This window comes from Bacillota bacterium (assembly GCA_013178305.1).
In the GTDB taxonomy this organism is placed as follows: domain Bacteria; phylum Bacillota; class Sulfobacillia; order JABLXB01; family JABLXB01; genus JABLXB01.
On record JABLXB010000001.1, the window covers coordinates 274,045 to 288,397 of the forward strand.

General features: G+C 62.0%; 11 protein-coding genes and 1 tRNA gene. 5 read left to right on the plus strand and 7 right to left on the minus strand.

The genetic code is table 11. The features are described 5' to 3' along the window. Positions 1–34: 34 nt before the first annotated feature. From polA to HPY55_01405, 4 genes are all read right to left on the minus strand, one after another. Entirely contained in the window at positions 35–2,830 is a 2,796-nt protein-coding gene (gene polA, locus HPY55_01390; protein NPV69282.1) for a DNA polymerase I, read from the minus strand. Positions 2,831–3,142: 312 nt separating this feature from the next. Continuing rightward, positions 3,143–4,462 (minus strand): DUF4349 domain-containing protein, encoded by a 1,320-nt coding sequence (locus tag HPY55_01395; GenBank protein NPV69283.1) that lies wholly within the window; start codon positions 4,460–4,462, stop codon positions 3,143–3,145. After that, positions 4,459–5,076: a sigma-70 family RNA polymerase sigma factor gene (locus HPY55_01400; protein NPV69284.1), complete on the minus strand. Its 618-nt coding sequence runs from the start codon at positions 5,074–5,076 to the stop codon at positions 4,459–4,461. The genes HPY55_01395 and HPY55_01400 overlap by 4 nt, the downstream gene beginning before the upstream one ends. A 41-nt stretch (positions 5,077–5,117) precedes the next feature. Continuing rightward, entirely contained in the window at positions 5,118–5,825 is a 708-nt protein-coding gene (locus HPY55_01405) for a hypothetical protein (GenBank protein NPV69285.1), read from the minus strand. Positions 5,826–6,009: 184 nt separating this feature from the next. Here HPY55_01405 and HPY55_01410 point away from each other — a divergent pair. The 4 genes from HPY55_01410 to HPY55_01425 all read left to right on the plus strand — a co-directional run bounded on the left by HPY55_01410 (position 6,010) and on the right by HPY55_01425 (position 9,870). Next, positions 6,010–6,097, plus strand: a tRNA-Leu gene (locus HPY55_01410). A 1,286-nt stretch (positions 6,098–7,383) separates the two neighbouring features. Then, the gene (locus HPY55_01415; protein ID NPV69286.1) at positions 7,384–7,911 is read left to right on the plus strand and encodes a hypothetical protein; all 528 of its coding nucleotides are present in this window, start codon (positions 7,384–7,386) and stop codon (positions 7,909–7,911) included. A gap of 204 nt (positions 7,912–8,115) precedes the next feature. Then, positions 8,116–9,294, plus strand: coding sequence for an FprA family A-type flavoprotein (locus HPY55_01420; protein NPV69287.1), 1,179 nt, complete (start codon positions 8,116–8,118; stop codon positions 9,292–9,294). Positions 9,295–9,309: 15 nt separating this feature from the next. Beyond that, positions 9,310–9,870 (plus strand): flavodoxin family protein, encoded by a 561-nt coding sequence (locus HPY55_01425; protein ID NPV69288.1) that lies wholly within the window; start codon positions 9,310–9,312, stop codon positions 9,868–9,870. Positions 9,871–9,919: 49 nt separating this feature from the next. Here HPY55_01425 and HPY55_01430 read toward each other — a convergent pair whose 3' ends face one another. Together HPY55_01430 and HPY55_01435 are read right to left on the minus strand one after the other, a co-directional pair. Further along, the gene (locus tag HPY55_01430; protein NPV69289.1) at positions 9,920–10,582 is read right to left on the minus strand and encodes an N-acetylmuramoyl-L-alanine amidase; all 663 of its coding nucleotides are present in this window, start codon (positions 10,580–10,582) and stop codon (positions 9,920–9,922) included. 9 nt (positions 10,583–10,591) lie between these two features. Further along, a complete protein-coding gene (locus HPY55_01435; protein ID NPV69290.1) occupies positions 10,592–10,906 on the minus strand; it encodes a hypothetical protein in 315 nt (104 codons plus the stop codon). Positions 10,907–11,114: 208 nt separating this feature from the next. On the opposite strand from HPY55_01435, the gene HPY55_01440 reads away from it, so the two are divergent. Further along, a complete protein-coding gene (locus HPY55_01440; protein NPV69291.1) occupies positions 11,115–12,470 on the plus strand; it encodes a M20/M25/M40 family metallo-hydrolase in 1,356 nt (451 codons plus the stop codon). A gap of 124 nt (positions 12,471–12,594) precedes the next feature. Here HPY55_01440 and pyk read toward each other — a convergent pair whose 3' ends face one another. Beyond that, entirely contained in the window at positions 12,595–14,343 is a 1,749-nt protein-coding gene (pyk, locus tag HPY55_01445) for a pyruvate kinase (protein NPV69292.1), read from the minus strand. Between the last annotated feature and the right edge of the window lie 10 nt (positions 14,344–14,353).

The following is a 14,353-nucleotide window of genomic DNA, read 5'->3' on the forward strand; positions in this document are numbered from 1 at the left end:
GCGCCCGTGGGACGCGCGGTCCCCCACCGCGGGTTCAGATCGCTTTCATGTCGTACCAGTTCGGACCCGATTTCAAGTCCACCTTGAGCGGGACGGACAGTCTCACGACATCTTCCATTGACTTCTTGACGAGATCCGTCATCGCATCCAGTTCGGACCCCGGAACCTCGAAGACGAGCTCGTCGTGGACCTGCAGGATCATCCTCGATGCGAGCCCTCTCCTCTTCATGGTGGACGCTATGTTAACCATCGCCAGTTTGATGATGTCCGCGGCGGTGCCCTGGATGGGGGTGTTTATGGCGGTGCGTTCCGCGAACATCCTGAGGTTCCTGTTGGGTGAGCTGATATCGGGCAGGTAGCGGCGGCGGCTGAACATCGTGGTCACGTACCCCTTGTCGCGGGCGGCGGCGACCACGTTTTCCATGTATGACTTGACCCCGGGGTACCGCGCGAAGTAGCTGTCGATATATGCCTTCGCCTCGGCCCTGGATATCCCCAGGTTCTGCGACAGGCCGAAGTCGCTGATGCCGTACACTATGCCGAAGTTGACCGCCTTCGCGCGCGAGCGCATCTCCGGCATCACCTGGTCGATCGGCACTCCGAATACCTCGGAGGCCGTCCTCCGGTGGATATCCTCGTCCCTCAGGAAGGAGTCGATCATTGTGGGGTCGCTGGAGATGTGCGCAAGGATTCGCAATTCGATCTGGGAATAGTCGCCCGCCAGGAGTACGTGTCCCTCCTTCGGAACGAATATCCGCCGTATCATCCGCCCGAGTTCCATGCGGATTGGTATGTTCTGGAGGTTGGGCTCCGCGCTTGACAGCCGGCCTGTCGCGGTCACGGTCTGCTGGAATGTCGTGTGAACCCTGCACGTCTTGCGGTCTATAAGGTCGAGTATTCCATCGAGGTAGGTCCCCTTGAGCTTTTGTAGCTGGCGGTATTCTAGCACTTTGGCCGCGATTTCGTGGCGCCGCGCCAGTTCCTCCAATACCTCGGCATCTGTAGAATATCCGGTCTTGGTCTTCCTTGCCCGCGGAAGATTGAGCCTCTCGAAGAGCACCTCGCCGAGCTGCTTCGTTGAATTGACGTTGAACTCGCAGCCGGCGATGGCGTATATCTCCGTCAACACCCCATCGATCTTGGACGAGAACTCCTTCGACATGCGCTCGACCATTCCAGGGTCGACCCCGACCCCGGCGACTTCCATGTCCGCGAGCACCCCGACCAGCGGCATCTCGATCTCGCGGAACAGGCGCGCCAGGTCGTTTTGCTCGAGGAGTCCTCCCATCTTGCTCGCGAGCGAGACCGTCGCGGCGGTGCACGCGGCAAGATGCTCGGGAGAGGGGGGCTTGCCCTTCTCCGGCCCGGGGATGTTGATGCCCAGGTGTTCCCTGGACAGGTCGGGCACCTTGTACGACGACCGCGTGGGGTCGAGCAGGTAGGCGGCGATCGCGGTGTCGAACTCGAGGCCCCGCACGTTTACGCCGGCCTGCTTCAGGGCCACCAGCGCAGGTTTGACGGCGTGGGCTACCTTCCGGATACCGGGGTCCTCGAGGGCCCGAGCCATCACGGCGATGGCTTCGCCGGCGTCGACCGCACCGTCTATTACGCCGTCGAGTGTGCCGCCCCGTGCGAGCCTCGCGTAGAACGAGACCGCCGGGGCGGTTACAAGCAGCGCCACGAGCGGGCTGGTCGCCGGCCCTCCGCCCGGCCCGCCATCCCCGACTACGAACGTCATGCCTATCACGTCGCCGCCAGTGATCTTCGCGACTGCGGATTGAAGCTCGCCTGCGGTAGTGACGGTGGTGAACTCGCGCGCGGCCTGGATGAGGATGGACTCTTCCCCGGTCGTGCGCTGTGCCGCGTTACCAGAGGTGGTCGGACTCCCGCCGGCCGCGCCGGGGCCGGCTGCGGCGCCTCCTGCGGCGCAGATGTCCCCCTCCGGCCGGTAGCCCGCCCTCGAGAACGAGTCCCTCACCCGCCGCGCCAGGTTCTTGAAATCCAGTTCCTGGAATAGCGACTCCACGCCGTCCATATCGGGCGCCTTCAGGCAACACTCCTCGAACCGAACGTCCACGGGGGCATCGGTGACTATCGTGGCGAGGCGCTTGCTTAGCCCCGCGCTCTCGACTCCACTCTCGAGGGCCGCCCTCGCACGGGAGTCTTTGAGGTCACCGAGGTTCTGGAGGAGCGTCTCCACGCTGCCATATTCCCTTATCATCTTGAGTGCGGTCTTTTCGCCGATGCCGCGCACCCCGGGGATGTTGTCGGAGACATCGCCCACGAGGGCCTTGTAATCGACGACCTGCGAGGGGGTAATCCCGAGCGCCTCCCTGACCCCGTCGGGATCGTACCGCGCCACCTCGCTGATGCCCTTGCGCGTCAGCAATACGGTGACGTGGTCCGATACGAGCTGCAGCGCGTCGCGGTCGCCAGTCACGAGGAGAGTGTCGATCCCTTCGCCCTCGGCCTTGCGAGCTATGGTGCCCAGCACGTCGTCGGCTTCGTAACCGTCCACCTCGAAGATCGGGATTTTAAGACTGTTCAGCGCGGCCTTTATTATTGGGATCTGGGATTTGAAGTCGTCCGGGGAGCCGGTGCGCGTGGCCTTGTACTGATCGAACTCAACGTGCCTGAAGGTGGGGGTCGGGCGGTCGAACGCCGCGGCCACCATGGCCGGTTTCTCTTCCTCTATAAGCCTGAGGAGCATGGTGAGGAAACCGTATACCGCGTTCGTCACCTGGCCCGAGGCTGCGGTCAATCTCGGCAAAGCGTAAAATGCCCTGTTGGCGAGGCTGTGCCCATCCAGGAGGACGAGCTTTTTCGACATCCCTGATCCCTCTCGTTCCAGTTGCCGGATGTATCCTGATTGCCAGGTATATAATTCCCCCCCGCCGCGCCGCACACCTGCGAAGGAGCGGCTCACACCTGGCAGAGGTTCACCCTGCCCCGGGTTGCCACCGCCACTGCCACTCCCCAATTACCGGCAATCCTCTGCTTTCTTAGCCTTCCGGAGGTCTGGTTATTCTTCCCCGCACCCGCGGTTCCTCTCCGGAAGGGGTGCCTCTCCGCGAAAAACACAGCGCCGCGACCGGTCGCCGCGGCACCGTACAGTTGACTCACTACTGACTCGCTACCTCAATTACGCTGCGCTCTTCCCCTTGCTGGTGGTCACCTTGTTGTAGATGATCCAGCCTACGCCGATCAGTATCGCGTACGGAGCCGCTTTGGCGAGGGTGATCGCCAGCTTCCTGAACGTACTCATGAACGCCTGCCATACCTCGTCGAGGAGCCCCGGAGTCCCGGGTATCGCCGCAGAGCCTTCCCTTGCTTCCCTGATGGTCATCGTGATCGTGGAGTAGGAGGTCGCGCTCTGCAGGTACTTCATGCGGCCCTTGAGCATGTCGACCTCAGACCGCACGCGGTTCAGTTCGTTCTCCACCTGCATGAGTTCGCCGACACTGTTGGCCTTGCCCATGATCTCCACGAGCCGCTGTTCCTGGCGCTCCTTGTTCTTGATCTGAGCCTGGGTATCGATGAATTGCTGGGTGACGTCCTCACTGTTTATATTCTTGGACATAATCTTGCCGTACGACTCGAGCTCGCCGAGGATGGTGGCGAACCTGTCCTCCGGTACTCTAAGGACGAAGTTCATTCCACGGTACTTCAGCTCGTCGGTAAACGTACCCGACCTCTGGATGAACCCTTTCGACGTTTCTACAAGCGCGATGATCTTGCGGCCGGTTTCGTCGACCTTGCCCTTCTCGATCTCGACCTGGAGGTCCGCCCGCTTCACCAGCTTGCGGTCAAGATCTTCGACTACGATGTCGTACGACTGGTCGGGTGCGATTGGCGGCATCGACACACCGAGTTGGCCGGCCGGAGCTTTTGCCAAACGCTTGGTCGAGTCGGCGAAGCCCTCCGCACCACCGCCCATTCCCGGAGGAGCCGCAGGCGCCGGCACCGGAGTCTCCGCGGGCATGGATTGCGAGTACGCCATGTCGGTCTTGTCCGCCGCAGGCGTCCCTGTTACTGCTCCGCCACCCCGGGCTTGCTCGTTTTCGCGGGTCGACCTGGTCTGGCCAGCCTTCGTCCCGTACAACCCACCGGGCCTCTGCGCCATCTCGACCACGCTTGATATACCCACCGAGACGACGACCACGGCGGCGACTGCGGCCGCGGTCCTGTACGCGGGCTTCCACCTGTCGACACCGAGCCTGTGCAGTATTCCCGAACGAGCCTGCTTCGCCTCAATCTTCCGCATGAGTTCCGAATGGAAGTTCTCGGGCATATCCACCTCACCCACCGCGTGACATAGTTCGACTGTCCGCCTCAGATCGGCGAACTCGGGGGCACAGGCGGGACAAGTGTCAAGATGGCTCTCAACGGCTGCTGCTTCTTCGGGGTTCAGTTCCCCGTCGAGGTATGCGGATAGCAGTTCCCGCAGTTCTTCGCACCTCACTTGCCTGCCCCCCTTTCAGTCGATTCGACGATAGGTTGGGTGAAAAGTTCCGACGCGCTCAACCTGTCCTTCAAGGCGGCTCTGGCGCGGTTCAGTCTAGACTTCACCGTACCCAGGTTCAGGCCCAAGGTCTGGGATATCTCCTCGTAAGAAAGTCCCTGTAGGTCCCGTAATACCACTATTATCCTGTGGTCCTCGGGTAGCAATGCAATGCCCCGCTGGACGAGTTCCCTGACCTCGGCTTCTTCAATTACCTCTTCCGGGCCTGGTGCGGGGGCGGCGACCTGCCTCGTCATTTCACCATCTTCGCCCTCGATAGGCTCGTCGAGGTACGACACGCGCTGCCTCTTCCGCCTTCGCAACTCATCGAGGCAGATGTTCGACACTATGCGGTAAAGCCAGGTGGAAAACGACGAATCCCCCCGGAACTCGCGTAATGAGGAGTACGCCCGAAGGAACGCCTCCTGCGCCACGTCGGAGGCATCATCCGGATTACCCATCATCCGAAGGGCGAGGTTGTATACCCTTTTCTCGTAGGCGTATACCAGCTGTTCGAATGCGGCGACGCTCCCGGATCTCGCTTTCGCTATCAGATTATCCTCGGGAGACGACAATTGCCTCGCTCCTTTCGGGGTGAAATGCTTTACACACTATTCTACAATGCAGAGTCCAGTCCTGCGTTTCGCAGCGTGAAGCCGGCACCGCGCACCTCCCTGCGCGAAGTCGCCGCGTCCGGAGAAACCAGCCTGATGTATGCCTCGATGTCGTCGAAGTGCCGCTGGAGCGCGTCTTCGCCGATCCCTTCAGGCACGTAGACGGCGAAGCACACGCGACGTGTTCCCGGGGTAATGCGGGTCCGCCAGTCGGGGCCGTACAGCACGCTCGAAATGATGCCTCCTTCATCGGCCATGATCATGTCGCCGGCCTTGCATGCCTGCTCCTGGCCGTTGAGACGGGTGTAGATTTCACCGCCATCGGCGAGGTCCGCGCGGATGAGCCCTTCGACGGCATCAAGATCGTGCCCTGCTGTTAGCAGGCCGTTCTTCAGTTCGGCCATGAACATCGTCTCGACGAGCGCCGCAACATTGGGGATCGGCTTGCCCTTCAGCGCCACGGACTCAATTTGCATCCGAACGTGATATGACTTGTCGAACCGCCTGTAATAAGAGTCGTAGGCCCGGATGACCGGCAGGGATGCGAGCATTTCCCGATCGGGTATGCGTTTCTTCAGGTCCTCCACCAGTCGTTCCTTCTCGCGCTCCAGCGCGGTGTGCCGTTCGGGGTTCGATACGTTGTCCATCGCCAGAATACCGGCCAGGGCGCCGGGATGAATCTCCTTCCATTTCCCAGTGAGCGTCAGCAACACCTCACCCCCTTTTCCAGGACAATACTCGAAAAAACTGCGAACCCCTCCAGAGCCGTCTTCGTGCGTGAGGGCAGCCGGAGAGATCCGTGCGGGCTTCCACACGCGGGCTTCCGTTCATTGACAGGGGACGAACGCGCGTGCTATCATCGTATTTGCCCAACTGAACAGCGTTATCGTATGTGCCGAGGTGGCGGAACTGGCAGACGCGCGCGACTCAAAATCGCGTTGGGTGACCCCCAGTGAGGGTTCGATTCCCTCCCTCGGCACCAGCATAGAGGCCCCAAACCGGATTGCATATGAGAACGGTGAAAAATTGCTAATGGCTTGCTAATATCGCCCCCGCCATCACGTTTGCGGGGGCTTCTCGTTCTGGGGGCAGGGCCATCCACAGAATGCCCCGCCAGGGCGCTGGCGTAGGACACAGGGCGCGTTTCGAAGGGGCATGGCTATCTTATGGGTATGTCCCCCGCGACAACGCGCATATTTCACGTAAAATAAGCCGGGGGGCCCCCCACCCATCCACCTTGCGGGCTCCCCGAAACCGTGCGCCCTTCAATTGCGCTATCCGCTGCCGGTTGGCAGATCCCCCAAAAAAGCGTTCAACAACGATCCTCTTGCCCATGCGAAATGGGGATGCGCGTCCCTGAGTCCGGGCGCGCATCCCCATTTCGGAGCCTCGCGTTGTCAGTTGCCGAACAAGAGCAGGATAAGGATAAGGAAGATTATGAACGCAAAGTTCCCGCCAAACATCCCGCCACCATCAAAGAAGCCGCCTTTTCCTTCGGCCATCTCCCAGCACCTCCCGGAGTGAATCCTTTACAGCATATGCGCCGGTTCGAAATTGGCTACATAAGATGATACAGGGCCGTCTGTGGGTAGAAAGGCCAGGAGTGTTGTGTGAACGTTAGTTTCCAGACAATAAAGCAAATTGGGGACCCCGCCACCCTTCCATTCTTGCGGGCTCCCCGAAACCGTGCGACGTTCAACTTCCAGGTATTCAGGGACGACATATCTAAGAGGACCGGCTTAACTGGTCAATAGTCGTGAGAGATACCAGTCTCAGCCGGCCAATCCGGTACCTCGATAGGAAAAGGCTCCGCGTCTACGAATTCCTTGCTGAGGTCAAGCCCGTGAGAAATAAGTGCCCTTTCCAGACACCGCGCCGCGTTACCAGCCGACACAGCCGACACAATTGTTGATCCCCCGGCTGCAATCGCCCGCCACAAGGTAACTCCTTCTATCGATTTCTTTGGGATAAGGGTCATCTTATTCGCATCAAAGTAACGTACTACATCTCTAACGTGCCCAGTTTGTCTTCGAGGCGGCCTCGGTCGACCACCAGCACTCTTCTACCCCTTATGCTCAGTTCTCTTGCCACGGTGGCTCCGCCCACGCAGGCCGCCGGCTCCCCTGCCACAATCCTCCAGCGCCGGCACAGCCGTGCGTGATCCGGGACTCTCAGACCTGTGCCCGCGAAGTGCGTAGAATTAGTGGTGCGATGAATGGGGAAACCAGGTTCAACCCGGGTTTCCGCGATGATTGGAGGCTTAGTGAAATGAGAGACGGCTTTTTCTGGGGCGGCGCCTTCTGGGGTCTGTTGCTCATTGTATGGGGCGTGCTAGCCTTGCTGCGCAGCTTCTTCAACATCAACCTGCCGGTTTTCCGGATACTCGTCGCGCTGTTCTTCATCTACATGGGCGTGAGCGTACTCGTCGGCGGCTTCGGCCACACCGGCGACAAGAACACCGTGCTGTTCGGCGAGAGGACGATCCCCGGGGATCCGGCCGCCGACGAGTACAACATCATCTTCGGGTCAGGCGTAATTGACCTGACCAGGCTGACTCCTGTGGACCGCGGGCACATCGAGGTCAATGTGATCTTCGGCGGCGGAACTGTAAAGATAAACCCCGAGATCCCGATCCGGATCCACGCCAGCTCGGCCTTCGGCAGCGCGAGCCTGCCCAACGGGAGCGCGACCTTCTTCGGCGAACAAACCTACACCACGAAAGCTGCCGCGGAAGGCGTCAAGATGATCGAACTCAAGGTCAGCACGGTTTTCGGGTCAGTCACGGTTATCGAGTGACGCCGCACCGAGACCAGTGCGGTCGCAGCGACCGCCGGGATCGCCGGAGCGCGGCAGGCTGTTTGGAGCGCCCCCCCGGGGGCGTCTTTGTTTTGCGCGTCCGCAATGCGTGAAGGAAATGTGCATTCGGTGTTAGTATTTGAGTCACAGGCGGTACGGTGACGCCGGCCGCCATTGGGCCCCATCGGAAGGAGGAGACACTCGTTGAACCCGAGGGAGATCCGAAAAGGGGTCATATCCGTGGGCGCGGTCGACTGGGACAGGCGCCTGTTTGATTCGCTCATACCGCTTCCAGACGGCACGAGCTACAACGCCTACCTGGTGAAGGGGTCCGAGAAGACAGCGCTCATCGACACGGTCGACCCAACCATGGAGGACGTCCTGTTCCACAACATCGAGGGCGTGCCAGTTATTGACTACGTGGTGGCGCACCACGGGGAGCAGGACCATTCAGGCAGCATACCCGCGGTGCTGAAGAAGTACCCAGCGGCCAGGGTGGTGTGCACTCCGAAAGCCAAGGGTATACTCGCGGACTTGCTGCCCATCCCCGAAGACAAATTCGTTACCGTTGAGGATGGGGAGACCATATCGCTCGGCGACAGGACCCTGAAGTTCATCCACACACCGTGGGTACACTGGCCCGAGACAATGGTCACGTACCTGGTCGAGGAGAAAATCCTGTTCAGCTGCGACTTATTCGGTTCGCACCTCGCGACGTCTGATCTGTACGTGACCGACGAGGCCAGTGTCTATGAGCCGGCCAAGAGGTACTACGCGGAGATAATGATGCCGTTCAGGCACGTTATCCCCCAGAATATCGACAAGCTGAAAGACCTGCTCATCCAGGTGATAGCCCCCAGCCACGGGCCGCTCTACGGCAGGCCCGAGTTCATCGTCAACGCCTACCGCGAGTGGAGCACGGGTGACCCGAAGAACGTGGCAGTCGTCGCGTATGTGACGATGCACGGTAGTACTGAGGCCATGGTGGACTACCTGGTCAACGCTCTGGCGGACAGGGGCGTGACGGTCGAGCAGTATAACCTGCCCGTGACGGACCTCGGCACGCTCGCGATGTCGCTCGTGGACGCGGCGACTGTCATTATCGGGACGCCGACGGTGCTGACGGGGGCGCATCCGGCCGCGGTGTACGCCGCGTATCTCGCCAACGCGCTGAGGCCGAAGACGAGGTTCGCGGGGATAGTCGGGTCGTATAGCTGGGGTGGCCGTGCGGTCGAGCAGGTCAAGGGGATGCTGACGAATCTCAAGGTCGAACTGTTCGAGCCGGTCATCGCGAAGGGACGCCCGAAGTCGGCCGACTTCGAGGCCCTCGACAGTCTGGCGGACGCGGTGGCGGCAAAGCACAAGGAGCACAAACTGGTCTGAGACGGAGGTAGCACGATGTACGTCCTGGCTGTGATCGGGTCACCGCGAAAGGGCGGAAATACCGACGTACTGGTGGACAAGGCCATCGGGGGCGCGCGCTCGTCGGGTGCTCAGGTGGAGAAGGTGTATCTCAGCGACCTGGATATCGGGCCGTGCGACGCCTGCATGGGCTGCGAGAATACCGGCGAATGCGTCAAGCCGGACGACATGCAGGACCTTTTTCCAAAGATCCTGAGGGCGGACGGACTAATAATCGGCACTCCCGTGTACTGGTGGGGACCGACGGCGCAGACGAAGCTGTTCGTCGACCGCTGGTATTCCCTTCAGTTCAAGGAGGCTTCGATGAAAGGGAAGAAGATGGCGGTTATCGCCCCGTATGGAGACGACGACCCCGCCACGGCCCGCCACGTGTTCGGAATGTTCCAGGACGCCGCGGACTACCTGGGCGTCGACCTGGTGGGCACCTGCGGCGCCACAGCCAACGACAAGGGCGAGGTCGCGTCCAACGAGGTGGCCCTCAAGCGCGCGCTTTACCTTGGGAAACTCGTAGCCGCTGGCGGCCAGGTCCACGGGTAGCCGCTCGCCGGGGTGACCGGCGCCGGTGCCCACCGGACCGGCCGGAGGTCTATTCCTTTACGGTCGCCTGTGCTGCTATCCCTCGAATTCTCTCGAGCCGATCCGCCAGTATGTCTCGTTCCGCCACGACACGCAGGTAGTCGTCCAGCGTCACCTTACGCCCGCCCGTGTCGTCGCCGGACGGGTTGCGCCCCACCGGGGTGTCGCCTACACGGGGCGACGGCAGCTCGGACTCCAGCGCCCTCGTGACCCTCGCGGCGAATTCCTCCCAGCGCGGCAGGAGAAGGCGCGGGCACGCCTTCCCACTCCACTTCTTGTGGGGGACCATCCTCTCGATACCTAGACCCATGCGCCTGAGCAGCCACGCGATGAGCCGAACGGCATTGGCTTCGGCCGCCTCCCTGTCGCCGTCGCCGTTCTCGCATATCTCGATCCCGATGGAAGTCGAATTCCCAGGCCCGTTTCCCCCGTCCCCCGCGTGGTACGCAACCTCGTCGACGGGCAGGTGCTGCACGATGTGCCGGTCGTCGACGGTGAAGTGCCACGACGCGGGAATGGATGCCGCCGCGCCTTTCAGGTAGCCGGCGTGTGCGAGCGCCGTCGCCCCCGCCCGTGGATTCGCCGTGTCGTGGACCGTTATCCACTCGGGCCTCATGAGCCGGCCGGGGCGATTACGGCGGCCCTTGGGTATAAAGTCGCGGATTACCTCCACCACAGCCGGTCACTTCCTTGCATCGGTTTCGAACCGCTTCTCGTATTCGGTTATCGCCTTATCGTTCATCTTGCCGGCGGCTGCCGCCACGAGGAACCCGTTGGCCACCGACAGGAAGTACACGATCCAATTAAACGGGCTCGCGCCCATGGCAAACTGCGCCAGCAAGACCACGATGAATCCCACGATCACGGAGTAAATGTCGGTGGTAATGCCGAGTGCCTTCTGGACCAGGGTCTTGGTGTAGGCGACCACCAGGTACGTAAGGAACGATGCGCCTCCGAGCGTGGCCAGGGTCTCAACGGTGAACAGCTTGTCGGCCAATGGTCTCCCCCTCTGCACTGGACCCGACTCCATAGCATTATACGTCGTAGCGCTATGAGAGGCGCGGCGCTTCACGGAGTTTGCGCCGGGTCGACGCAGAGTCGGGTCCTGCTGCTGAAACTTGCGATCGATTATTCAAAGATGCATGGAGGACGGCACTGTACACAGCCAGAAGAGATACCCAAATTCTGGCACAGGGGGTTGGTAGTTGATGAGACGCAGGTGGGTATTGCCGGCCGCGGTTGTGATGGTATTCGCCATGGCCGGCGTGGCACTGGCAGGTACCGGACCCGCTCACAAGGACATACCGCGCGAGTTTTCGGGTGAAGCGGCCCTGGCGCACATCCAGGCCCTGGCCACGGGGCCGAGGGTGGGAGGAACGCCGGCCGAGCTCCAGGCTGCGGAGTACATCAAGTCGTACCTGGCCGGCCTGGGGTATGAGGCATCACTCCAACAGTTCCCGATCTGGTACTTCGAGGGCAGGGGCTGCTCGCTGGAAGTCCTCTCGCCCGCAGCGGTCGCGGGTCCCCGGGCCGTCAACTTGCTGACCTACTCGGCACCGGGCGACGTCGAGACAGACCTGGTATACTGCGGCCTCGGCAAGGCGGAGGACTTCGCCGGCCTGGATGTGACTGGGAAGATTGCGCTCATCAAGCGAGGCTCGATCACGTTCCTGGAGAAGACGCAGAACGCCATGAATCACGGGGCGTCGGCGGTCGTCATCTTCAACAGCGCGCCGGCCAACTTCTTCGGCACCCTCCAAAAACCCGTGGGCATGCCTGCGGTTTCTATCTCCGGGGTAGACGGGGAGGCGCTGGTGGCCGCGCTGGCAGAAGGGCCGGTCAAGGTGCACCTTGTGAGCGACACCACGATCGAGCAAAGGTATTCGCACAACGTGATCGCATCCAAAAAGCCGTCGCGGGGCAAGGGGACCGGCAAGGTCGTCCTGGTCGGCGCGCATCTTGACTCCGTGGCGGCCGGGCCCGGCACCAACGACAACGCCTCGGGCGTCGCCGTGATGCTCGAGGCGGCCAGGGTCCTGAAGGATTACGACCTGGCCAGCGAGGTGCGGTTCCTCGCGTTCGGGTCGGAGGAGCTCAGCCTGGTGGGGTCCAACTACTACGCGGCGTCGCTCACTCCCGAGGAGGTTTCCAGCATCATCGGGATGATCAACCTCGACATGGTCGGTGTCGGCGGCACGTGCTCCTCGGGCAACATCGGGATATCGGACGAGTGGCTCGTGGACCTCGGCATCGCCACCGCCGGCGAGATGGGTCTTACAATGGAGAAGGAGGCCCGCGGCACGAACAGCGACCACTATCCGTTTGAGGCTCTGGGGATACCGGTCAACTTCGTCACGTGGGGGCCCGACCCGTACTACCACACTCCCCAGGATACGGTCGACAAGATTAGCACAGCCGACCTCAACTGGGCGGGCGATGTGGTGACGGCGAACATGTTCGACCTGGCGAAGACCCCGCTTCCGAAGTCGGTCAGCGGTATACTCGCCAAGGCGCACAAGTACACGTCGACCTACATGGGAAGGGAGTGCGATCTCGAGTAAGGCCCCGAAGATGCCGGTGGCCAGCACAAGAGCAATCGTGGGGAGCGCGCCGATCGCCTCCCCACTTCAATCAGGAGGACAAGTTCAACTACCGGAATTACGGTGAATGCCGCGATGAGCCAGATCATACGCAGGCTTCACCGAGGTAAATCAGCCCCCGCGTGGCGTCTATAGTCACGGTCTGCAGGTCCCTCAGGATACTCGTCGCGCCCTGCGCCCCGACCACGGCCGGGATACCGTACTGCAGGGCGGCGATCGCCGCGTGCGAAGTCAGGCCGCCTTCTTCAGCAATGATGCCTGACGCTTCACGGATGAACGGGACGAAGTCGCTGTCCGTCCCGATCGTTACGAGAATATCACCCGGGTGGAACTTGCCGGCGGCCTCCGTGGCGGTCTTCGCGATGCATGCCCGGCCGGTGGCGGGCCTCGACCCGATCCCTGTGCCGCGAACGGGGATGTCACCGACAGTGTGTACCTTTATGAGGTTCGTGGTGCCCGGTATCCCCACGGGGACGCCCGCGGTGATGACCACGAGGTCGCCCTTCTTGATGAGTCCCTTCTCGAGGCCGGCCAGAACCGCCTGGTCAACCATTTCGTCTGTGCCCTTCACCGGCGTGATTTGCGTCGGGAATACGCCCCACACGAGAAGCAGCTTCCTCACCGTGTCGGGTCGCGGAGTCACCGCGAGGACGGGGGCGCGCGGCCTGTACTTCGAGACCATGCGGGCGGTGTGCCCCGACTCGGTGGCGGTAATGACGCACGCGGCGCCAAGGTCATTCGCCGTCCCTGCCGTGGCGCTGGATATAGCCTCGGTGACAGTCCGGGCAGCCTGCGTACGCTTGCGCACGAGGATCTCATCGTGCCGCAGCGCGGTCTCGGCCCTCTCCGCAATGCGGGCCATCATGGCCGTGGCTTCAACGGGGTATTTGCCCGAGGCGGTCTCAGCCGACAGCATCACGGCGTCCGTGCCGTCGAAGATGGCATTGGCCACGTCACTGGCCTCAGCGCGCGTCGGCCGCGGCTTGTTTATCATCGACTCCAGCATTTGCGTGGCGGTAATCACGGGCTTGCCCAGCCTGTTGCACCGGTCGATCATCGTCTTCTGGACGAGCGGCACGTCCTCCGGTGGAATCTCGACGCCGAGGTCGCCGCGCGCCACCATGAGCCCGTCCGAGACCTTCAGGATCTCGTCGAGGTTGCTGACTCCCTCGCGGCTCTCGATCTTGGAGATGATGTGGGTGCAGCCGCCCGCCTCCTCGATAATGCGCCGGATGGCCAGGACGTCGGATTCCTTCCTGATGAACGAGGCCGCGATGAAGTCGACGTCGATGGCGACGCCCCATCGCAGGTCGTCGATGTCCTTATCCGACAGCGCGGGAAGTGACACGCTGGAGTCGGGCAGGTTTACCTTCTTGCGGTTACTGATTACCCCGCCGTTGAGTACCCGGCAGCGCACGTCCGTCCCGCCGACTTCGAGCACCGACAGCCCGATGTTGCCGTCGTCGAGCAGGACTCCCCCGCCCTCGTGCACGTCGCGGGGGAACCCGGGGTGCTGCACGTGCGCGATCGTCGAGTCACCTAGCACCTCGCGCGTCGTGAGCGTGAAGGCGGCGCCTTCCTCCAGCACCGCGGAGCCGTTCCGGAACTCGCCGAGCCTGATCTCGGGCCCCTTGGTGTCGAGCATCACCGCGACGGGGCGGCCCAGGCGCGCGCACGCCTGCCGCAGTGTCTCGATGCGCCGCGCGTGCTCATCCCGGCTTCCGTGGGATAAATTGAGGCGGGCCACGTTCATGCCCGCTTCGATGAGCCCGGTCATTATCTCCGGCGATTCGCTGGCCGGACCGAGTGTGCATACGATTTTGGTCTTCCTCAAAGGGACATCA